A 21,534-nucleotide genomic window follows, 5' to 3' on the forward strand; every position below is an offset into this window, starting at 1 on the left:
CGGCCATGGAAGGGCATCAGGGAACAGATGCACGGCTGAAGGAAGCCGGCGCTGCCCTGGCAGGCGCCCGGTTTCCCCTAGTGGGGGTCGAACCTGCCGGGGTTGTCATCGAAGTCCGTGACAACGAGACGATTTTTGATGCTGCGTATCGGGAAGGTTACGACTGGCCCACGGTCTGTGCCGGTCAGGGGACCTGTTCCAGATGCCACGTAAGGATCTTGGCGGGTGCAGAGCACGTCTCACCAGCCGTCCCGGGGCTGCAGGAAGAGCGGGTGCTGAAGCGAGTGGCTCAGCGTTCCTATGACAATGATGCCGAAGGAATCCGTCTGGCCTGCCAGATCGAGCTTGCCGGTGACGTCACTGTCCAGCAGCTCGTATTCCGTGGGGAGCGGCTGCCTGGTGCGTAGCCCGGGCAACCGGGGGCCTGCCCGGGAGAGAGCTTCTTATGGCAGGCAAAAGCAAAGGAAAGAAACGAAACACAGCGAGAGGCGGGTAGGAAGATTATGCCAATTGTGACAGTAACAACGGATGCGGATGACAAGGGTTTCCAGCTGGAGGTTGAACCCCTCGAAACCGGGGGGTGGGTGTCGGCGCAGCCAGGTTTCAGCGGCTTTGGCCCCGGACAGGTCAAGCGGATCTACGTCAATGGCGAACCGCATTGGGCACAGCGGCGCTGGACGCATCTTGCCCTAATACCTGACTGAGTCGAGACGGGGCACGAAAGAACGGCCGGCCGGGAATCCTGCCGGCCGTTTCTTCCGGTTCCCGTTCTAGGGGAAGAGGACCGAAGCGGTTGCAGGTGCAAGGTCCGTACCCTCAGCGTCCTTGAGCCACAGCTGCAGCTGTACTTCGGTGCCGGCACCGGTTTCGGTTACGTCCGTGATTACCCCTCCGCAAGTAATAGGGCCCCTCGTGTTGGGTTTACGAAACTGTGCTGACAGTTCCAGAATCCGGCCGGCATCGCCCATCCAGTCACGCACTGCGGCGTGGAGATAGGAAATCAGCAGATTCCCCTGGCCGAAGGCTCCCGGCATGCCGGCTGCTCTGCCGGCGTCGTCGTCCATGTGGATCGCTACGAACTCGTCGTTTACGGCCGCGAATCGGTTCCAGGTGTCCAAGCCGGTGTCCTTGGACCACTCCGGAATCTGGAGTCCGGGGAGCAGCTCGGGATTGCGTAAGGGCGTGGTGGTCATTGTTCCTCGCTTCGGGTCAGTATCGGATCAGGGTGAGTTCAGTGCGCTTGACCAGTTGCTGCTCCTGGTTTGTCCAGGTGTCGGCCATGGTCGTAAACAACATCCGGCCCAGCCGGCCTTCCCGCTCCTCGTAGCCGGCAAGGATGCGAACCGACGTGATTGTGTCGCCGGTACGCATGGGCGTGCCGTAACGGATCTTGACGCCGCCGTTGAGCTGTTTCTTCAGGCCGGGTCCGCTGATCCCGATGCTTTTCTCCGTACGGTCGGGGTCGTGGCCCCGCACTGCTGAGGCCTGTGGGGGAGCGACGGTGGAAAGCGCTGCCCATGCGAAGGGGTTCATGTCTTCCGGTGCGGTGAGTCCGGCTTCGTCGGTGTTCAGGTATTTTGCGGGCGGTGCTGAAGGCCAGTAGATGGCCGTTGCCCAGCGGCGTATGTCCGAGGCCGAAACGGGATAGGACACCTGCTGTCCGATCTGCGTCCCGACGGCCGCCTGCATCTCGGCGGTAATGAGTGAGCTCATAGCTGTCTGGTTCCTTTGCGGTTGTAGGTGGCCTGGCTTGGCGGGTTCTTGACAACTCTCGCCGATCAGGGCAGGTTTCTTCAATAGCGGAACGAATATTTGTTTCGGGTTATTCATTTATTCAGAAAGGGGATGGCTTTATGGCCATCGGCCAGATCTTCCACATCATTCATATGACCGACGACCTCCCCGCACTTGAGGCATGGTACGACGACGTTTTTGGCGTCCGGCGGGGGTTTTTGGACCACAACTACATGCCCGGTGAGAAGCGGGATGCCTCCCTGGTCCTGCTTGGGGACACGGTCATTGAACCGCTGGCGCCAGCCTTCCGCGTCGAGGGCTGGGACGCTATGCCCCTGGGCCGCTTCTACAACCGGTTCGGAAGCCATTGGCATTCGATCGCCTGGTACACCGATGACGCGGGTGAAATCTGGCAGCGCTGCACCGATGCGGGCATCCGGGTTTTCGTCGAGGGGGGACGAATGACCAGCGAACGCCCGGGTCCCAACTCTGCAATCATGACGCATCCTAAGGACACCGTTACCCAGCTGGAGTTCTTCAACCCCGAGGGCAGTCAGGTTGGTGCTATGGATCCGCGGCGAAACGGCACAGACTTCGACCCGGGGTGGTGGATCGAAAATCATCCTGTGAAGACCCCGGGGCTGGCCTACACCACCGTCCTAACCAAGGACCTTGACCGCGCCACCGGCATCTACACCGGTGTCCTCGGCGGGGAACTGCTCTTCAAATCCAGTTCCAAACTCACCGGAACGGATGACGTGTATGTGCTGGTGGGGGACACCGTCGTTCAGCTTTCGACACCGAATACCAGCGGGACGCTGGCTGCCGCCGATATGGAAGCCAACGGGGAGATCCACCACGCCGCTGCCTTCCGGGTGCAGGACCTCGACGCGACCCAGGCCTATTTCGAATCTAAGGGAATCACTGTGCTGGCACGGGATGAGCACACCATGATCACCGATCCGGCCACCACGCACGGAGCCCTGTTCCGCTGGACCACCTGGGATGTACCGGGCGGCCCGCGCGAGGAATCCCGTCAGGGGGGACTGCGATGACCAGCCAGTCGGAGGCCCTTGGCCGCCTGCTCAATCCGCGCAATGTGGCAGTCGTGGGGCTCCGCGACGGCGCACCGCTGATGAAATCGTTCCTGCCCACGCTGAAGGCGGACGTCACAATCCACTTTGTCAACCCGAAACATGACACCGTACTGGGCCACCCGACGCTCCGGTCACTTTCGGATATTGAGGGTCCGGTGGATGCCGTCTACTGCGTGACCAGCGCGGCGATCGCGGTAGGAGTTGTCGAGGAAGCAGCTGCTTTGGATGTCGGTGGCGTTGTGCTGGTCTCCAGCGGATACGCAGAAATGGGCGATGAGGCCGGAATCGGACTTCAGGGGCGGCTCCGCACCGCCGCATTATCCGCTGGTATGCCCGTGATCGGACCCAACGGCCTCGGCTATTCGAACGTGCCGAAGGGCATCAGCCTGACGATTGCAGCCGACCACAAACGACGTCCCGGCGGCCTGTCAGTGGTGTCCCAGAGCGGCGCACTGCTCAGCGGCGTCGTTATGGCAGCCTGGGACCGGCCGCAGGTCGGCTTGAATGTAGTGATCTCCGCGGGGAATGAAGCGGTTACCGATCTGGCTGACTACGTGGATTACCTGGCGCAGGATCCGCACACGACTGCGATCGGCCTTGTGATCGAAAAGATCCGGCGGCCGGAGGCCTTCTTTGCCGCAGCGCGCCGGGCGATCAGGGCCGGCAAGCCAATCGTCGCCCTGAAACTGGCCAGGAGCCCGCGGACCCAGGAAATGGCGGCCTCGCACACAGGTGCCCTCACCGGTGATGCGTGGGTATACGACGTAGCGTTCCGCCAGCTCGGTATCGGTGTGGCCCGTGATCCTGAAGAGCTCATTGACCGGCTGGCCGTAATCGACCAGCTGGGCGAGAAGTACCATGCGGCGGAGTCCAACCTTGCGATCATCACGTCGACGGGTGGTTATGCGTCCATGGCCATGGACATTGCGCTGGATGAGCAGATCGAGGTTCCGGCCCTGGAACACCTGCGCGGCTGGGTTGAAGATCTGATTCCCGGTGTCCACGTGCCGAATCCGCTCGATGCTACGCCGATGGGCATGCCGCACTGGGATGAGATCCTGGAACGCTATGCCACGTCCGAAGAGGTGGATGCCCTGATGCACATCCACCCAATGGCGGATGAGGACGAGAGCCCGTATTCCGGGCCTTTCCTTCAGAAGTACGTCGACGCTGCGGAAAAGTTCGGCAAGCCGTTCCTGCTTTCGAACTGTTCGGGCGCGCTGGGGAACTGGGCGCAGCAGATCACTGCCGGTTCCGACGCCGTCGCGGTGGGCCACGGAACCCGTGCCGCGTTGCGCGGGCTGCAGACCATGCGGGAGTTTTCCCGTCGCCGAGCTCGCCTGGACGCCGCGGAGATCGAGGTCGTCAGCGTCGCGCGGCCCGGAGCAGGGACGATTGCCACTCCTGAAGGGGCAATGCTGCCGTTCGCTGCAGGTATGGAGCTGCTCAGGTCGCAGGGAATTCCAGTGGCGCCCTACCATCTGGTGCCAGTGGACGCCTGCATCACGGCTCCCGCCTTCAGCGGCCCCTACGTGGTCAAGCTGGCCGACGTCGGTCACCGGACCGAACACGGAGCTGTGGAACTCGGCGTGGGACCCAACGAGTTGTCGGCGGCTGTCGCGCGGATGCGGGAAATCGCGGAAAACGCTGCGCTTCCCGGACTGGTAGCTGTCCAGCCGATGCTCAAGGCCCGCGGAGAGGCCTTCATCGGAGTCCAGGTCACCGAGCTGGGACCGATGGTGGTCTTCGGTATCGGCGGTGTGATGGTCGAGGTCCTGAAGCGTGTGGGTGGCAGGATGGCGCCCTTTTCCCTGCCCGAAGCGGAGGAGCTCATCGCCGAATTCGAAGATGCCCGCCTGATGCACGGATTCCGCGGACAGCCGCCCTGGCATCTTGACCAGCTTGCACAGCTGATCAAGCGGGTTGGTGACTTCGCCGCCGGCAGTACGGCCTGGCTCGGATCCTTGGATATTAACCCACTCGTCGTTACGGACCACGGATTCGCGGCCGTCGATGCGCTGTGCCTGGTCCAGGAACCGCCCCTGGCAACCGAAACCGCGCCCCTTCCTGAAAGGACCCACGCCTGATGACACTCCTGGTGACCAAGAACCCCGCCCGCACCATCCTGATTGACGGTGAGTGGCGCGAGTCGCTCAGCCACTCCACGTTCCCCGTGACCGATCCGGCGACAGGAGCCGTGATCGGCAGGGCTTCGGACGGCGGCGCGGAGGACACCGCTGCGGCCATCGCTGCTGCCGCTGCCGCCTTCGATTCCTGGGCCGGTACAACGGCGCACCAGCGTTCGGCGGTTCTTGCCGAGGCGGAACGGATCATGCGCATCAGGCAAAAGGAACTGGCCGCCCTGATGACCAGCGAGCAGGGCAAGCCGATCAAGGCAGCAATGAACGAAGTTGGCTACGCGGCAGACTTCCTGGCTTGGTTTGCTGAGGAAGCCAAGCGGATCGGGGGAGTGGCGGTGCCTTCCGCCCGCGCCGATCAGCGCTTCATCACCATGCGCCAGCCCGTGGGAGTGGTGGCGGCCATTACGCCGTGGAACTATCCGATTTCCATGCTCACCCGCAAGCTGGCTCCTGCCCTGGCCGCCGGCTGCACCTCTGTGCTTAAGCCGGCGGCGCTTACGCCGCTCTGCGCCGTGGCAACCATGGAAGTCCTCCTAGAAGCCGGAGTGCCGGCAGGGGTGCTGAACATGGTGACCTCCAGCCGCGCCGCCGCGGTGGGGGACACCATGGTGGAGTCGCCTCAGGTTCGGAAGCTGACCTTCACCGGATCCACGGCCATTGGAAAGCAGCTTGCCGCCAAAGCCGCCGGAAGCCTGAAGCGGGTCTCAATGGAACTGGGCGGCCACGCCCCGTTCATTGTTTTTGCTGATGCGGACCCAGTCCGGGCTGCCAAGGGAGCTGCACTCGTGAAGTTCCTTAACGCCGGGCAGGCCTGCATCAGTCCGAACCGCATCTACGTCCACCGCTCGCACTACGAGAAATTCGTGGACACGCTGACCGAGCGGGTTCGGGCACTGAAGGTGGGAGCCGGTGAGAGTCCCGGCGTCTCTGTAGGTCCGCTGATCAACGAGCGCGCAGTCACCAAAATGGAGTCCCAGGTCCTTGACGCGCTGGAGAAAGGGGCCCGGCTGACGGTTGGCGGCAAAAGGATGGAGGTGGACGGCTTGGACGGGAAGACGTTTTTTGCCCCCACCGTCCTGGCCGATGTGACGCCGGAGATGCTGATCTCCTACGAGGAGACCTTCGGGCCCGTGGCGGCCGTGATGCCGTTCGACGATGAAGATGAAGTGATTGCCAAGGCAAACGACACGGACTACGGTCTGGCCGCCTACGTCTACACGAATGACCTCTCGACCGCGATTCGGGTGACGGAAAAGCTGCGCTTCGGCATGGTGGGCGTCAATGACATCAACCCGACCTCCGCCTCCGCACCCTTCGGCGGTGTGAAGGCCAGCGGGTTGGGACGAGAAGGCGGCTACGAGGGCATCGACGAGTATCTCGATACCAAGCTCATCGGCATTGCTGTCTGACCGGTATGCGGGCCGTCACGGACCGCTTCCGGCAAATGTGATGCTTGACACACACCGGGCTCTCGAATAGGTTCAGAAAACCAAATAATTGTTCCGCATTGCGGTTGGCTGGGAGTCCCGCCGGCCTCCGGCGGGGCGGAGAGCTCTACACGTCCCACGGGCGCACCCGCGCCAGAGCAGAATTCGACAGGAGCAGGCAGACCATGACCGTAACGCTTGAGGTGGATCCGTCCACAGACATTGATCCCAAGGTCCTCTTGGAGATCTACAAGACAGCATCAAAAATCAAGATGTACGACGACACCTACATCATGATGCTCAATACCGGCAAAGCCACGGGAATGTACTACTCTCCCCGCGGTCAGGAAATCATCCCCTCTGCCATCGCCCAGGTGCTCACCCGGGAGGACTACGTCCTCACGATCTACCGGGGGATCCATGACCAGATTGCCAAAGGCGTGCCGCTTCGCGAACTTACTGCCGAGTTCTTTGGGCGTGTGGGAGGGACCTGCAAGGGCAAGGGCGGACCCATGCACGTTACCCATCCGGAGTCCGGACTGATTGTTACCACCGGCGTCGTCGGTTCCGGGCTGCCGATCGCCAACGGCGTGGCCCTTTCGGCCCAGATGCGCGGCACCGACCAGGTCACGGTTGTGAACTTCGGGGACGGTGCCACGAATATCGGGGCCTTTCATGAAGCCATGAACCTGGCGTCGGTCTGGAACCTGCCGGTCATCTTCGTCTGCCAGAACAACCAGTACGCCGAATACACCGCATACGTGCTCGGCACCTCAGCAGCCAAGGTCACCGACCGCGCCATCGGGTATTCCATGCGGGCGTTCCATGTGGACGGCAACGATCCGGTGGAGATGTATGAGGCCGCTCGCCAGGCGGTAGCGGCAGCCCGCACCGGCGGCGGACCGACGCTGATCGAAGCCAACACCTACCGTTTCCGCGGCCACACGCCGCAGGACCCGATGGATTACATGCCGGCGGAAGAGTTCTCCGCGGCAGAAGCAGCGGACCCGGTGCCGGCCCTGCGGCAGCGTCTGCTCGCTGAGGGCATTGCCACGGAAGAGCAGCTTGCCGCCATTGAGGCGGAACACCGTGCGGAGATCGACGACGCTTTTGCGTTTGCCGAAGCCAGCCCCCAGCCCGACCTGTCCGAGCTCTACACCGACCTCGTCTGAAAGAGGAGACATGACCACCCAAGCGCAGGCACCAGAAACTACCGGCGATACCCCGCAGGAGCGGATCCTCGGAATGGTCCAGGCCATCAATGAAGCACTCGACGTAGCGATGACGATAGACGAGAGCGTCTTTGAGCTCGGCGAAGATATTCAGGACCCGGCCGGCGGCGGCTTCAAGATCCACAAGGGCCTGTCCACGAAGTTTGGCCTGGACCGGGTCCGCCCGACGCCGATCTCGGAGCAGGCCATCATGGGTGCTGCCGTTGGCGCCGCGATCACGGGAATGCGTCCCGTAGCCGAGATCATGCTGATGAACTTCCTGGCAGTGGCCTCCGACCAGCTGATCAACCATGCCGCGAAACTGCGCTACATGTCCGGCGGCCAGACCAAGGTCCCCCTGGTGGTTCGGACGACTACCGGCGCCGGCGGCGGTTTCGGCGCGCAGCATTCGGACATGCTGGAAGGACAGCTTACGCATACGCCGGGACTCAAGGTGGTCATCCCTTCGACTCCGGCGGATGCCAAGGGGCTGCTGCTCTCCTCGATCTTCGACGACGATCCGGTCGTCTTCGTGGAGATGTTCATGCTCTACTACACCCAGAAGGGCCATGTGCCCGCCGGTGACTACCGGGTTCCGCTGGGCAAGCTGCGGAGGGCCCGCGAAGGCACCGACGTCACCCTGGTCAGCTGGGGGCGCCAGGTGCATGACTGCCTTGGTGTTGCCCAGACGCTGGAGGCGGACGGGATCAGCGCAGAAGTCATTGACCTTCGCACCCTGGTCCCGCTGGACCGCGAAGGCCTGCTCAATGCTGTGGCCGGCACCAAGCGCGCTGTCATTGTGCATGAGGCCGTGCGCCGCGGCGGCTACGGCGCCGAGCTGGCCTCGACCATTGCAGAAGAGCTCTTCGGCGAACTTGCCGGACCGGTCCGCAGGGTCGGTGCCGCCGAAACTCCGGTGCCGTATGCCCGGAACCTGGAAGCGGAGTACCTGCCGCATGCCGGCCGTATTGAACAAGCCGTTCGTTCCCTGTTCTGACCCACCGACCCCAACGATTGGAAGGCACGACATGAGTGTTCAACTCCCGGACCCGGTGCTCGATAAGGCGCCGAGCAACGAGGAAATGCTCCAGGCGTATTTGGATGGAGCTGCCCGGCTCATCTCGGTAGCGCGCAAGGCGGGGGAAGACCGGGCAGACGTTATTGTCCCGGCCAGTCCGGCCTGGAGCGTGCGGAACGTGGTCGCTCACCTGACCAGCGTTGCACATATCTCGGTCAACCGGCTCGGCTGGGGGGATGACGTTCAGGCCACCATCGACCGGGAGGTTGCCGCGCGGGCCGACCACACGATCGAGGAGATCACGGCTGAGTGGGAAAACCTGCTTGAGCCGCTGGCCCAAATGTTTGCCGGCCAGCCCTCCGGGCCCCTCGTGGTGGATGTGGTGACACACGAACACGATGTGCGGGCGGCGCTGGGGGCCGAATATGTGGACCACACGGCCGGGCTCGAAGCGGCGCTTTCGGCCATGGTTGCGTGGGTGCGGTACCTGGGGCTGGTAGGCGAGGAGGGACTGCTGCTGAAAACTCCTACATCCCAAGCGCTGTTCGGCGGGCCGGAAGTCAAGTGCGAGGTGGAGCTGCCCAGTGACTGGGAGCTCTTCCGGCTGCTGGGCGTCCGCCGGTCAGAGGAGCAGCTGATGGGCTATCCGGCAACGGGGGATCAGGCACTTCTCCTGGCCGTTACCAGCCGTTACCCGCTGCCCGAAGCACCACTCGCCGATTGACCTGCCACCCGCAGGACGAGATTAGCGGCACCCGAATATCTACCAGTAATGAAGGAAGGCACATGGCAACCGAGGTAAAGATCCCGCAGCTGGGGGTCACCATGCAAGAGGGCGAGATAGCCGAATGGTTTGCAGAGGAAGGTGCCGAGGTCAAGGCCGGCGACCCGCTGTACCTGCTGGAAAGCGACAAGTCATCCACTGACGTCGAGTCGCCCATCGACGGAATCCTGCGGATCAAAGCCGCGGAGGGGGCTACGTATCCGGTGGGCACGGTCGTAGCGGAGATCGAGTAACCGGTGACGGCACAGGCAAGCGCTTCGGGCAACCGGATTCGGGGGCCGGAGGCGCCGCTTCCCGGCAGTACCGTGAAGCTCACGCGGATGCGCCGGATTATCGCCGCCCGCATGAGTGAATCACTGCGCATCGGTGCGCAGCTCACAGCTGTCCAGGAGGTTGATGTATCGGGGATCTCGGAGGTGCGGAACCGCGTGAAGGGGCAGTTCCGGGAAGCTGAGGGCATTTCGCTCTCTTACCTTCCCTTCTTCGTGCGCTCCCTGGTGGAGGCGTGTCTGGAGTTTCCGCAGTTCAACGCGTCCATAGATGAGTCTGGAACCCACGTCACGTACCACGATGGCGTACAGGTGGGGATCGCTGTGGATACCCCGCGTGGGCTGGTTGTCCCGGTCCTCCGGGACGTCCAAGGGATGAGCGTTCCGGAGATTGCCCGCGGTATTGCCGAAGCTGCGGCCAAGGTCCGCGGCGGCCGGGCGGGCCCGGACGATCTCACGGGCAGCACCATCACGGTCTCGAACATAGGCGGTGCAGGATCCCTCACTGACACTCCGATCATCAATTATCCGGAGGTTGCCATTCTGGGGACCGGCGCCGTCGTCCGCCGGCCGCGGGCAGTGCTGGACAGCTCAGGGGTGGAGCGGATTGAGATCCGTTCGGTCTGCTCCCTGCCGCTGACCTATGACCACCGCTTGATCGACGGAGCTGACGCGGGGCGGTTCCTGGGCGTGATACGAAAGCGCCTGGAAGCCGCGGATTTCGCGGCAGACCTCGCTGGCTACGGAGCCTGAGACCTGCCCGGGGTGTGTTCACCTGGTGGTGAGTGCACCCCGGAGCAGGTGCTCGCGAATGAATGAGTGGATGCGGCGGCGGCTGCTGCGTTCGTAGCGCGGTGCGTTCCACATAATGCTGCGCACATAGCCGGCGAGGACGTCAGGGGAAGCCAGCTTCCGGATACGGTCCTCTTCCTGCCCCGCTCCAAGGGTATTGGAAAGCAGCTGCAGGCGTTCCTGCGTACGCGCGAGGTAAAGTCTCACCGAGTCCTGGGACTCCTGCTGCCGGTTCCAGATCAGGGACATCATGCGTGCCTCATCCTTGTATTGCCGGGCTGCGTGCGCAATGCCGAAGGCGAGGGCGTCCAGGGTTTCGGCTTCCGACTGCGCCTGGGTGGTGAGCGCCGTCCGCAGCAGGGTATCGAGGCGATCATCGTAGTTGTCCACGATTTCGGCGAAGATCGAGGCCTTGGAATCGATCCGCCTGTACAGCGTTCCCATCCTGACGCCCGCAGCGTCGGCTATATCCCGAATTGTCGTGGCATCGTAACCTCGCCGCGCAAACTCGTGGCGTGCGGCGGTGATGATCTCCGTACGGGTTTCATCTCCGAAATCCGGTTGGACCTGCCGGGCTATGACACCCTTGACGGCTGCCAGCGGGGCCGAAGCGTCCAGTGTGGCATTGTCCGGGCAGTCCAGGACTACTCCGTGAAGCAGCAGGTCGCACAGAGTCCGGGAGGTCTGCTCCACGCCCCGGTTGTCGACGGCGGTGGAACCGGGTGTGACTGAGAGGCCCTGCAGCGCATAAGCGAGCATTTCGCGGTCCATGGCACCGTCGGGTGCCAGTGCGCCGACCTCATCGATTACCGCGCGCCACACCTTGTAGAGCGCGGCCGGACGGCGGTTGACAGCTGCATGGAACCGCTCGGAGCCAACGGTCGGTGCTTCGAACACCCGCAGGCCCAACGCCGGAGCATGCGCTCTGCCAACGGTGGCCACGTCGGTCACGAGCTGGTGCAGGCGTTCCTCGGGAGGCAGGGCCATACGCTCGGGACGCCGGGACTGGAGCGCAACTTCCAGCAGCGCAGCGTGGAAGGCCTCGGAGAGCTCAATGGCGATCGCTTCTTTGGCTGCGAAATGGTGGTAGACACTGCCGGGCAGGATTCCTGCAGCCTTGCCAATGTCATTCATCGTGGTTGCTGCGTAGCCCTTAGAAGCGAAGAGCGTCCCGGCGGCAGCCCGGATCTCCTCAGCACGGGCGCTAACCTGCTGGTGGGTGTCGCTGGTGGCGGCTTCGCTCGGCATCTGGGTCCTCACTAGGTTGGATGCCCGCCTTGATACAGCGGGACCCGGGTGGGCATCGGCTGGGTTGTTTATGCCTGGGGCAGATTTTATCGCACGACCAGGCAGTTCACGGGTAGCCGGTGAACTGCCCGGAGGTTTTTGGAGTAGTCCTCCACATATACAATCACGGAACAAAGATTTGGTCCAAAGGTATTGTGCTCCGGGCCGCCGCTGAGTAAGTTTGCCCCAATCAGCGCCAAAACACAAAGGAGTGCACCGATGGAACTGACTGAAGCTTCTGCACGGCTGGAAATCCAGCAGCAGCTGGCGAACTACGCCAATGGCGTGGATTCCGGGGACTGGGAACTCTACAAATCCGTCTTCACCGCGGACGCAGACATTGACTACACCGCCTCCCTGCCGCTGCGCGGCACTCCGGCGGAGATCGTTGCGACTTTCGAGCCCGTGTTCCGGGATATTTCCTGGACGCAGCACTACATCACCAACACCAGCTTCCGGTTCGAAGGCGACGAATGCCAGGTGCGGGCTTTTTTCCACAACCCCTGCGTCCTTCCCGGGGTCGAGGGCACCGCGCACCACTACGGGTACTACGATCACCGCTTCGTGCAGACTGAGCACGGCTGGAAGAGTGCCCACATGGTGGAAACCATGCTGCACCGTGAGATCACCGGCAATACGCAGCCGGCAGTCACGGCAACCAGCTCAGGGGCTGCATAACGATGATCCTCGCCGCGGAAAAGCTGAGGGCTGCCGATCTGATTGCGGTGGTGCTCGACGACGGATCCTTTCGATCATGGGATGAGGCGGTGCCGCAGGGTGATGTGACCGCGGCCTATGCTGGCCAACTTGCCGAGGCGGCAGTCCGTTCCGGGACGGATGAGTCCCTGCTCACCGGTGAGGGGACCGTGCGCGGCCGGCGTGTCGCGGTGGCCGTTTCTGAGTTCGGGTTCCTGGGCGGATCGATTGGACAAGCGGCCGCGGGGCGGCTGGTGGCTGCACTCGAGCGGGCCACCCGGGAAGGGCTGCCCATGCTTGCGGCACCTTCTTCCGGGGGTACGCGGATGCAGGAGGGAACGCCTGCCTTCGTGGAGATGGTTGCGATTACTGCGGCGGTAACCCGCCACAAGGCGGCGGGCCTGCCCTATCTGGTGTACCTGCGAAACCCCACCACTGGAGGGGTAATGGCCTCCTGGGGTTCCCTGGGGCACCTGACTATAGCCGAGCCAGGTGCCTTGCTCGGTTTCCTAGGGCCCAAGGTCTACGAAGCGCTCCACGGGGAACCCTTTCCCGCCGGGGTCCAGACGGCCGAACACCTTTTTGAACGCGGGATCGTGGACGGCGTCGTGCCGGCAAAGGACCTCCCCGAGCTGCTGGACCGGGCGCTGCGGGTGCTCTCACCCGCTCCCGCGACTAAGCGTGTCCCGCAGGCAAGGTTCATCCCGCCCCCGGCCGACCCGTGGGACTCGGTGTTGAAATCCCGCGACCGTAGACGGCCGGGGGCGGCCAGATTCCTGCAGTACGCGGCAGACGATGTGGTGCCGCTGAACGGTACCGGACAGGGAGAAGCAGCGTCCGGGCTCCTGCTTGCACTGGCCAATGTTGGCGGTACCGGCTGCGTGGTGCTGGGGCAGGACCGGCTGGGACAGCTGCGGCGCCCGCTGGGTCCGGAGGCATTCCGGGTCGCCCGGCGCGGCATGCGTCTGGCCCAGGAGCTGGGACTTCCCCTGCTGACGGTCATCGACACGCCGGGCGCCGCGTTGTCCCGGCAGGCGGAGGAGGGAGGCCTGGCGGGGGAGATAGCACGCTGCGTGGCGGACCTTCTCACCCTCGATGCTCCGTCGGTAGCCGTGCTGCTGGGACAGGGATGCGGTGGAGGCGCCCTCGCGCTCCTGCCGGCCAACCGGGTCATAGCAGCCGAGCATGCGTGGCTCTCACCGCTGCCACTGGAAGGCGCCTCCGTGATCATGCACCGCACCCCGGCCCGGGCCGCCGAGATGGCACACCAGCAGCGCATCGCAGCACCGGACCTGCTTGCGGCAGGGATCGTCGACGTTGTGGTGCCCGAACTGCCTGACGCCGCCCGGGAAGCGGAAGCCTTCTGCCGGCGGCTGGGCGAGGCGGTACGCGGTCAGTTTGCTGAACTGTCCGCAAGGAGCGGTTCCCACGCCCCCGACCGGATGCGCCGGTACGGGAGATTGTCCTCGGGCGCGGCCCCCCTGTCGTGAAAGTGCAGGTCCACATCGGCACACACCCGGGCGCCAGCCGCCGTGCGTCCCCGGTGTCAGTGCCGGATGGCAGACTGTTTATATGACTGCACCAGCACTGGCCCATGCAACAGAGTTCGGACGCATGTACTCGCGCTCCCTCACCGAAGCCCCGGCGGTTCCGTCCATCACCACGGTCATTGCCCAGGGCAGCACTTCACTGGACGGCTGGCACAGCTATATGGCGGCCAGCGCCGTCGTTAAGCACCCGGGCCTGCCGGCGGCGATCGGCAACTCCTCACAGCTGCGCACCATTGTCCAGGAAGCCTCCCGAGCCTCCGAGCGCTACCGCGACGCCGCGGCAGAACGCGGAACCCGCGTGCACTACTACTGTGAGCAGGTCGCCCTGCGTGCACTGGATCAGCCGCATCAGGTCGCGGAGGCACGCTCAGCGCTGGCCGAGCACGGGGAACACCAGTTCGCGGACCGCTTCGACGAGTGGTGGCAGCTTTACCAGGTGGAACCGGTCGCGGCAGAGATCACCATCTGGAACCACGAGCTGGGCTACGCCGGAACCCTGGACCTGGTCGCCAAAATCGGCGGGCGGCTCTGCCTGATCGACTACAAGACCAAGAACACGGACCGCGACGGTCAGGTCAAGCCGCTTGATGACAAGGTGGTCATGCAGCTGGTGGCCGGCATGAAGGCCGAGGAGTCACTTGTTGACGCCGCCGCGGGCACGTGGCAGCCGTGGGCCTACGGACAGAGCCCGGTCCTGCTGGGAGTTGCCGTGGGACAGACGGAAGTGCGTCCCATGCGCGCCAACCCGGAAGTCCTGCCGCAGCACTGGTACAAGTTCTGCGCGCTCCGCAGGCTCTGGCAGAGGAGCTACGACGCCGCTGCCGCCGGGCGTGCGCTGCTTCCGATTGCCCCGCCGCCGGTGCAGGCAGCCGGTTCGCACGCTGTCGCTGCCGGTCAGCCCGCTTCCAACTAGACTGGTAACCGGGCTTTCTGCCCCAGACTTAGCACTTCGCGAGAGTAAGGAACACATTCCAGATGGCAATCCTGACGATTCGGATCATCGGCGACCCCGTCCTGAGGACCCGTGCCGAGGAAGTCACGGACTTCGGTCCGGAACTCGCCAAGCTGGTAGCGGACATGGAAGAGACCATGGACGACGTCGAAGGCGCCGGCCTGGCCGCCCCGCAGGTAGGTGTCAGCCTCCGTGTGTTCACATACCGGATCGACGGCGTGTCCGGCCACGTGGTGAACCCTGTGCTGGAGCTCAGCGAGGACTTCCAGGAGGACCAGGTGGAAGGCTGCCTGTCCATCCCCGGCCTGGGCTACCCGGTGCCGCGCCGCCGCTGGACCCGCGTCACCGGCCAGGACAAGGACGGAAACCCCGTCACGGTGGAAGGCGAAGGCATGCTGGCCCGCGCGTTCCAGCACGAGACCGATCACCTGGACGGTGTGCTGTTCATCGACCGGCTCAAGGGCGAGGAGCGCAAGGCCGCACTCCGTGCCATCCGTATGGCCGACTACGACGCAATTGCCGAGCGCACTGTCACCCAGCGCGCCCAGAGCGTGGGCTCCAGCTTCGGCACCTTCGGACAGAGCACGGGAGCGTAGCGACAGCACATGCGCGTACTCTTCGCCGGAACCCCGGCCGTCGCCGTCCCCTCCCTGAACGCCCTGCTGGAGGCAGGATTCGACGTCGTCGGCGTCCTGACCCGGCCCGACGCACCGCTGGGCCGCAAACGGATCCTGACTCCGTCGCCGGTTGCGGCGCGGGCGGAGGAACTGGGTCTTCCGATTATCAAGGCGGACAGGATTGACGACGACGCCGTCACCGCCATCTCTGCCCTGGCCCCCGATGCTGCCGCGATCGTGGCCTACGGTGCACTGATCCCCGAACGGGCGCTTTCCATTCCGGCCCACGGCTGGATCAACCTTCATTTCTCCCTGCTGCCGGCCTGGCGCGGCGCCGCACCGGTGCAGCACTCCGTTATTGCCGGGGACGAGATCACCGGTGCCAGCACCTTCCTGCTGGAAAAGGGCCTGGATACCGGACCGGTCTTCGGACAGCTCACCGAGAGCGTGGATCCTGCCCTGACCAGCGGGGAACTGCTGGAACGTCTCTCGCACAGCGGGGCTGTGCTGCTGGCCCAGACCCTTGCGGCGATCCAGGCCGGCCGTGCCGTTCCGGTTCCGCAGAGCGGGGAAGTTAGCCTGGCGCCCAAGCTGACCATCGAAGACGGTCACCTGGACTGGCAGCAGCCGGCACTGGCCCTGCGCCGCCGGATCAACGGGGTCACCCCGGAACCGGGTGCCTGGACCACGTGGGACGGAGCCCGGTTCAAGATCGGTGCGGCGGTTCCGCGTCCGGATGTTACCGATCTGGCACCCGGCCAGGTGCGGCTGGGATCCGGCAGCGCTGCCGTTGCCCTGGTGGGCACGGGCAGCAGTGCACTGGAACTGCAGCGGGTCCAGCCCGCAGGAAAGAAAATGATGTCCGGGGCCGACTGGGCCCGCGGACTGGGCCAGCGTGAGGACGTGGTTTTTAAGTGAGCAGCAGCGACCGCAACGCCAAGGGGCACCAGCGCAGCCGCCCGTCCGTCCGCAGCCGGACAACGGCTGCCCCGTCGCAGCGCACCCGCGCCGCTGACCCGGCGCGCCTGGTTGCCTTCGAAGTGCTCCGCGCCGTCTCCGGCGAGGACGCCTACGCCAACCTCGTGCTGCCCAAGAGCATCCGCAAACACCGGCTGGACAAGCGCGACGCCGGGTTCGCCACCGAGCTCGCCTACGGTGCACTGCGCGGACAGGGCATCTACGACGCCATCCTGGCCCGCTGCGTGGACCGCCCGCTTGAGAGACTCGATCCGGCAGTACTGGATGCACTGCGGATCGGTGCGCACCAGCTCCTGGCCATGCGCGTGCCCGCCCACGCAGCCCTTGACCAGACCGTGGGCCTGGCCCGTGCCGTGATCGGCGCCGGCCCGTCCGCGCTCATCAACGCGGTGCTGCGCAAGGTTGCGGCGCGGAACCTGGACGAGTGGACCGCGCTGCTGACGGAGGGCGAACCGGACGCCGTGAAGCGGTCGGCCATCGAATACAGCCACCCCGAGTGGATTGTGCGGGCCCTGCGCCAGTCACTCGTGGCTCACGGACGCAGCGTTGACGAGATCACCGACCTGCTCCAGGCTGACAACGATGCACCGGTGGTGAACCTGGTCGCACTGCCCGGACTCGGCAGCCTCGACGAGGCGCGTGAAGCCGGCGCAGTCGACGGCGAACTGGTCCGGGACTCCGCACTGTTCGCCGCAGGGGATGTGGGCCGCCTTGAATCCGTGCGCGCCGGCACCACCCGTGTGCAGGACGCCGGATCCCAGCTGGTGGCCCGTGCCCTGGCCGAGCTTGACCTCGACGGCGTTGAACCAGACGAGGACGGCGTGGAGAAGTGGCTGGACATGTGCGCCGGCCCCGGTGGAAAGGCAGCCCTGCTGGCAGCCCTCGCGCACGAAAAGGGTGCGGTCATCCTGGCAAATGAGCCGGCCCCGCACCGGGCGCAGCTGGTCCGCCAGGCACTGGAAGCCGTTCCGGGGGAGACCTGGAACGTCCGCACCGGAGACGGCCGCACCGTGGCCGAAGATTACCCGGAGACATTCGACCGCATTCTGGTGGACGCACCCTGTACCGGCCTCGGCGCCCTGCGCCGCCGCCCGGAATCGCGCTGGCGCCGCCAGCCCGGCGACGTCGGGGACCTGGGTTCGCTGCAGCGCGAACTGCTGACCACAGCCGTGGATGCCGTGAAGCCCGGGGGCGTAGTGGCCTACGTGACCTGCTCGCCGCACCCGGCCGAAACCAAGGCCGTAGTTGCGGACGTGCTGCGCAAGCGCAACGATTTGGAACTGCTCGACGCCGGTGCCGCCCTGGACGCGGTCAGCCTGACCGGTTCCCTCGAAGCCGGCCATGAGTCAACAGCACAGCTGTGGCCGCACATTCACCAGACCGATGCGATGTTCCTGGCCCTGATCCGCCGGAAGATCTGACCTAGGAGAGCACCGTGAGCAACTGCTGCATCAACCCGAGCATCCTGTCCGCCGACTTCGTGAACCTGGAAGCTGAGCTGGAACGCATCAGCGGCGCCGACGCCGTGCACGTGGACGTTATGGATAACCACTTCGTCCCGAACCTGACTATCGGGCTGCCCGTGGTGAAGCGGATCCAGGAAGTCAGCAGGCTGCCGCTGGACGCGCACCTGATGATCGCCGACGCCGACCGCTGGGCTCCGGCCTACGCCGAAGCCGGCCTGGCCTCCGTGACCTTCCATGTTGAAGCGGCCGCCGCCCCGATCCGGCTTGCAAGGGAACTGCGCGACCGCGGAGCCAAGGCGGGAATGGCACTGAAGCCGGCCACGCCGGTGGAACCGTACCTGGACATGTTCCCCGAGCTGGACATGCTGCTGATCATGACGGTTGAACCCGGCTTCGGCGGGCAGAAGTTCCTGGACGTGACCCTGCCCAAGATCCGCCGGGCTGCTGAGGCTGTCCGCGGATCCGGCCTGCCGATCGCCATCCAGGTGGACGGCGGGATTGCCCCGGACACGATCGAACGTGCCGCCGAGGCCGGTGCCAACGTCTTTGTAGCCGGATCAGCGGTCTACGGGACACCGGACCCCAACGAAGCGATCGCGAAGCTCCGCGCGCAGGCCGCCGCGGTAACCCAGTCCGCCGCGGTAACCCAGTCCGGCTAGGGAACCACCGGCGGCCGAACCCGCTGCACCATGACCCGGCCGGTCTTTTCCCAGCCGGGATCCATCGCCTGCGGCCACTGCGCCGTCATCATGAACAGCAGGCCGCCGTCGTCCCCGCCGGCGGCGCAGGAGAAACAGCCGTCATCCAGCTGCACTGTCTGCAGTACTTCGCCGCCTTCCTGGACCTGGACGCAACGCTCACCGGGAACCTCAGCGAACCAGATGCCGCCGCTGCCGTCCCAGCTGATTCCGTCCGGAGCGCTGCCCTCGATGGTGGCCCACGTCCGGGACGGGGCAAGGGTGCCGTCCGGCAGGATCTCAAAGGACGTCAGCCGCCCGGCGTTGGACTCGGCCACCACCAGGGACCGTCCGTCGGCAGAGACCAGCATTCCATTGGGAAACGCGAGGTTGCCTGCCACCGGCTGGATGGATCCGTCCGGCCGGATCAGGGCGATTAGCCCGTTCTCCTGCGGTGCTCCGGCATAGTCCTGGCCGATTCCGTTGACGTAGATGTTGCCGGAGGGGTGCACGGCAATCTCATTCCACGGGTGCGGAGACAGGCTGCGCAGGCTGGCCATCGGAACCAGCCCGGCCCGTGGAACCTCCACCAGCACTGTGCCGTCTGAACCGGAGACCACGGTCATGCGTCCGTCCGGCAGCCAGTCGAACGTGATTGGAAATGACGGGACTCCCGCCACCCGGCGGACATTGCCGGCGGCATCCAGGGCGGAAATTGTCCCGGCGGTCCAGTCCGCGAAGTAGAACTCACCGGAGTGCCAGCGCGCGGATTCCCCCATCCCCAGACCGGTAACCAGTGTTGTTGCCTGCACCATTGAGGCACCTCCAGAGAGCGGTCGTATCGCCTTCAGTATGCGTCGGCCGCCCTGTGCGGGAACAGGGCACAGGCCCGGACCGATAGGATTAGTGGCTTGCTTACTTCCCGAGAGGACACACCCGAATGAGCCTGATCAGGCTGCAGGACGTCAACGTTGGCTTCGAAAAGAACCAGATCCTCCGCGAGGTGTTCTTCCGGCTGGAGCCAAAGGACCGGGTGGGCCTGATCGGCAAGAACGGCTCCGGCAAATCCACCCTGCTCAAGCTCATCCTGCAGCAGCTGGAGCCGGACTCCGGCACCGTCAGCGTGGACGACGGCCTAAAGATCGGGTACTTTTCCCAGTTCTCCGAACTGGCCGGGGACTCCACCGTCACGGAAGTCCTGAACGGGCTCTTCACTGAGATTCAGGGGATCGAGGCGGAGCTGGCTTCGATCGACGAGGCACTGGGAGCCGACCCGGATGAGAAGACCATGGACAAGCTCATCCGCCGCCAGGCTGAGCTTTTCGAAGCCATGGACCACCAGGACGGGTGGGACTACCCGCGCCGGATCGACGCCGCGCTGACCACCCTGGGGTTCAGCGAAGCGCACCGGACCTGTCCCATCGACGCGCTCTCCGGCGGCTGGCGGAACCGCGCCGCGCTGGCCAAGATCCTGCTGCAGGCACCGGATGTGCTGCTGCTGGATGAACCGACAAACTACCTCGACGTCGAGGGCGTCCAGTGGCTGGAAGGCTGGTTCCGCGACTTCCGCGGTGCCGCCGTCGTCGTCTCCCATGACCGGGCGTTCCTGGATGCGGTGGTGACCCGGATTATCGAGGTGGAGAACTACCACCTGCACGAATACCCCGGGAACTTCGCCGAATACGTCATCCAGAAGCAGTTCCGGCTCAAGACGCTGGCCTCCCAGTTTGTGCACGAATCGGAACTGCTGGCCTTCGAAGCCGAAGGAATCGCAGACCGGCGGGAAGCGGCGAAGGCCGGCGGCCGGACCCTGGGTGCGAAGCTCGCGAAGATCAAGAGATCCCGTGCCCCGCGCCCGGTGGACCAGATCATCACCGAGATCTACGCGGGCCTGCACGTGAAAGACAACCTGTGCCGGGTGCAGGACGTGTCCAAGTCCTACGGCGACCGGACCCTGTTCAGCGGCGTCTCCTTCGAGATCCAGCGCGGTGACCGGTTGGTGGTCCTGGGCGCCAACGGCAGCGGCAAGACCACCCTGCTGCGCGTGCTCACCGGCGAGGAAACACCCGATTCCGGTAAGGTCACCTGGGCGAACGGGGCCGGGATGGTCTCTTACAACCAGGTCCTGGCCGAGCTGGACGACGCCGACACCGTCACCCACGCCGTGAACGCGATGCCGGACAGCCTGGCACTGAAGGCGACGAAGAAATCCGTGAACCGGTTCCTGGCGATGTTCCAGTTCTCCGAAGCGGACCTCAAACAGAAGATCTGCAATCTCTCCGGCGGTCAAAAGGCCCGGGTGGCGATGGCCCAGTGCCTGCTTTCGGGCGCCTCCGTGCTGTTGCTCGATGAACCCACCAACCACCTGGACCTCTCCAGCACGCAGGTCATGGAACAGGCCCTGCTGCATTTCCCGGGCGCCGTGGTGGTGGTCAGCCATGACCGGTTCTTCACGGACAAGGTCGCCAACCGGCAGCTGGTCTTTGGTACCGGCGGGGGAGCGCCGGGCGAGGTTGACCTGCGCGTGGCCTGACGCGTCCGCGCAGCAAGGCAAAAAATGACGGCGTATTTCACGCCCGTCACATACTCCCCAAAAACTTGAATCTGCATCCTAAACCTGTGCAAGAATGTGGATACACAAACGTGCTCCGGGGTCGGTGTAATTCCGAACCGGCGGTTATAGTCCGCGACCCGCACGTCCGGCTGGGATCCCTCAGCAGGACGGACGGTTGAACCGGTGAAATTCCGGTACCGACAGTTAAAGTCTGGATGGGAGAAGCACGTACAGTTTGTTGTCCCGACGCTTCGGCGTACCCGCAGGGGTACCCTCAGCGTCGA

22 protein-coding genes and 1 riboswitch are annotated in these 21,534 nt (G+C 64.7%); of the genes, 18 read left to right on the plus strand and 4 right to left on the minus strand.

Annotated features, from left to right (window positions below; translation table 11 throughout):
* Positions 1–5 precede the first annotated feature (5 nt).
* Together TVC13_RS00580 and TVC13_RS00585 are read left to right on the plus strand one after the other, a co-directional pair.
* Positions 6–407: a 2Fe-2S iron-sulfur cluster-binding protein gene (locus tag TVC13_RS00580; RefSeq protein WP_422399299.1), complete on the plus strand. Its 402-nt coding sequence runs from the start codon at positions 6–8 to the stop codon at positions 405–407.
* Positions 408–503: 96 nt separating this feature from the next.
* A complete protein-coding gene (locus tag TVC13_RS00585) occupies positions 504–704 on the plus strand; it encodes a hypothetical protein (RefSeq protein WP_422399300.1) in 201 nt (66 codons plus the stop codon).
* A gap of 66 nt (positions 705–770) precedes the next feature.
* Here TVC13_RS00585 and TVC13_RS00590 read toward each other — a convergent pair whose 3' ends face one another.
* Both TVC13_RS00590 and TVC13_RS00595 read right to left on the minus strand, forming a co-directional pair.
* Positions 771–1,193: a hypothetical protein gene (locus tag TVC13_RS00590; RefSeq protein ID WP_422399301.1), complete on the minus strand. Its 423-nt coding sequence runs from the start codon at positions 1,191–1,193 to the stop codon at positions 771–773.
* A 16-nt stretch (positions 1,194–1,209) separates the two neighbouring features.
* Positions 1,210–1,713: an FAS1-like dehydratase domain-containing protein gene (locus TVC13_RS00595; protein ID WP_422399302.1), complete on the minus strand. Its 504-nt coding sequence runs from the start codon at positions 1,711–1,713 to the stop codon at positions 1,210–1,212.
* Between the two features lie 140 nt (positions 1,714–1,853).
* On the opposite strand from TVC13_RS00595, the gene TVC13_RS00600 reads away from it, so the two are divergent.
* The 8 genes from TVC13_RS00600 to TVC13_RS00635 all read left to right on the plus strand — a co-directional run bounded on the left by TVC13_RS00600 (position 1,854) and on the right by TVC13_RS00635 (position 10,434).
* Positions 1,854–2,789, plus strand: a complete 936-nt coding sequence (locus tag TVC13_RS00600) for a VOC family protein (RefSeq protein WP_422399303.1) — start codon at positions 1,854–1,856, stop codon at positions 2,787–2,789.
* Positions 2,786–4,918, plus strand: a complete 2,133-nt coding sequence (locus TVC13_RS00605; RefSeq protein WP_422399304.1) for an acetate--CoA ligase family protein — start codon at positions 2,786–2,788, stop codon at positions 4,916–4,918. The genes TVC13_RS00600 and TVC13_RS00605 overlap by 4 nt, the downstream gene beginning before the upstream one ends.
* Entirely contained in the window at positions 4,918–6,381 is a 1,464-nt protein-coding gene (locus TVC13_RS00610; RefSeq protein ID WP_422399305.1) for an NAD-dependent succinate-semialdehyde dehydrogenase, read from the plus strand. Before TVC13_RS00605 ends, TVC13_RS00610 begins: the two co-directional genes overlap by 1 nt.
* A gap of 203 nt (positions 6,382–6,584) precedes the next feature.
* On the plus strand, positions 6,585–7,571 hold the full coding sequence (locus TVC13_RS00615; protein ID WP_422399306.1) for a thiamine pyrophosphate-dependent dehydrogenase E1 component subunit alpha: 987 nt from the start codon (positions 6,585–6,587) through the stop codon (positions 7,569–7,571).
* A gap of 10 nt (positions 7,572–7,581) precedes the next feature.
* Positions 7,582–8,607 (plus strand): alpha-ketoacid dehydrogenase subunit beta, encoded by a 1,026-nt coding sequence (locus tag TVC13_RS00620; protein WP_422399307.1) that lies wholly within the window; start codon positions 7,582–7,584, stop codon positions 8,605–8,607.
* 31 nt (positions 8,608–8,638) lie between these two features.
* Complete coding sequence (locus TVC13_RS00625) at positions 8,639–9,352, plus strand: maleylpyruvate isomerase N-terminal domain-containing protein (RefSeq protein WP_422399308.1); 714 nt, start codon at positions 8,639–8,641, stop codon at positions 9,350–9,352.
* 62 nt (positions 9,353–9,414) lie between these two features.
* Positions 9,415–9,645 (plus strand): biotin/lipoyl-containing protein, encoded by a 231-nt coding sequence (locus TVC13_RS00630; RefSeq protein WP_422399309.1) that lies wholly within the window; start codon positions 9,415–9,417, stop codon positions 9,643–9,645.
* A 72-nt stretch (positions 9,646–9,717) separates the two neighbouring features.
* Complete coding sequence (locus TVC13_RS00635) at positions 9,718–10,434, plus strand: 2-oxo acid dehydrogenase subunit E2 (protein WP_422399391.1); 717 nt, start codon at positions 9,718–9,720, stop codon at positions 10,432–10,434.
* Between the two features lie 18 nt (positions 10,435–10,452).
* Here TVC13_RS00635 and TVC13_RS00640 read toward each other — a convergent pair whose 3' ends face one another.
* Positions 10,453–11,721, minus strand: coding sequence for a TetR/AcrR family transcriptional regulator (locus tag TVC13_RS00640; RefSeq protein WP_422399310.1), 1,269 nt, complete (start codon positions 11,719–11,721; stop codon positions 10,453–10,455).
* A 258-nt stretch (positions 11,722–11,979) separates the two neighbouring features.
* Between TVC13_RS00640 and TVC13_RS00645 the strand changes: the two genes are divergently transcribed.
* From TVC13_RS00645 to rpe, 7 genes are all read left to right on the plus strand, one after another.
* Positions 11,980–12,438 (plus strand): nuclear transport factor 2 family protein, encoded by a 459-nt coding sequence (locus TVC13_RS00645; RefSeq protein WP_422399311.1) that lies wholly within the window; start codon positions 11,980–11,982, stop codon positions 12,436–12,438.
* Between the two features lie 2 nt (positions 12,439–12,440).
* Complete coding sequence (locus tag TVC13_RS00650) at positions 12,441–13,946, plus strand: carboxyl transferase domain-containing protein (protein ID WP_422399312.1); 1,506 nt, start codon at positions 12,441–12,443, stop codon at positions 13,944–13,946.
* A gap of 82 nt (positions 13,947–14,028) precedes the next feature.
* Positions 14,029–14,919, plus strand: coding sequence for a cytochrome (locus TVC13_RS00655; RefSeq protein WP_422399313.1), 891 nt, complete (start codon positions 14,029–14,031; stop codon positions 14,917–14,919).
* Positions 14,920–14,981: 62 nt separating this feature from the next.
* The gene (def, locus tag TVC13_RS00660; protein ID WP_422399314.1) at positions 14,982–15,554 is read left to right on the plus strand and encodes a peptide deformylase; all 573 of its coding nucleotides are present in this window, start codon (positions 14,982–14,984) and stop codon (positions 15,552–15,554) included.
* 9 nt (positions 15,555–15,563) lie between these two features.
* Positions 15,564–16,493, plus strand: coding sequence for a methionyl-tRNA formyltransferase (gene fmt / locus TVC13_RS00665; protein ID WP_422399315.1), 930 nt, complete (start codon positions 15,564–15,566; stop codon positions 16,491–16,493).
* Positions 16,490–17,974 carry an RsmB/NOP family class I SAM-dependent RNA methyltransferase gene (locus TVC13_RS00670; protein WP_422399316.1) on the plus strand — a complete coding sequence of 495 codons (1,485 nt, stop codon included), beginning with the start codon at positions 16,490–16,492 and terminating at the stop codon, positions 17,972–17,974. Before fmt ends, TVC13_RS00670 begins: the two co-directional genes overlap by 4 nt.
* Positions 17,975–17,988: 14 nt before the next feature.
* Complete coding sequence (rpe, locus tag TVC13_RS00675; protein WP_422399317.1) at positions 17,989–18,678, plus strand: ribulose-phosphate 3-epimerase; 690 nt, start codon at positions 17,989–17,991, stop codon at positions 18,676–18,678.
* On the opposite strand, the gene TVC13_RS00680 is transcribed toward rpe, so the two are convergent.
* Positions 18,675–19,511 carry an SMP-30/gluconolactonase/LRE family protein gene (locus TVC13_RS00680; RefSeq protein WP_422399318.1) on the minus strand — a complete coding sequence of 279 codons (837 nt, stop codon included), beginning with the start codon at positions 19,509–19,511 and terminating at the stop codon, positions 18,675–18,677. The two genes, rpe and TVC13_RS00680, sit on opposite strands and share 4 nt — an antisense overlap.
* 125 nt (positions 19,512–19,636) lie before the next feature.
* Between TVC13_RS00680 and TVC13_RS00685 the strand changes: the two genes are divergently transcribed.
* On the plus strand, positions 19,637–21,229 hold the full coding sequence (locus TVC13_RS00685) for an ABC-F family ATP-binding cassette domain-containing protein (RefSeq protein ID WP_422399319.1): 1,593 nt from the start codon (positions 19,637–19,639) through the stop codon (positions 21,227–21,229).
* 106 nt (positions 21,230–21,335) lie between these two features.
* Positions 21,336–21,482: riboswitch (FMN riboswitch) on the plus strand.
* Positions 21,483–21,534 lie beyond the last annotated feature (52 nt).

It is taken from the genome of Arthrobacter sp. 3Tela_A (assembly GCF_049311025.1).
GTDB lineage: Bacteria > Actinomycetota > Actinomycetes > Actinomycetales > Micrococcaceae > Arthrobacter_B.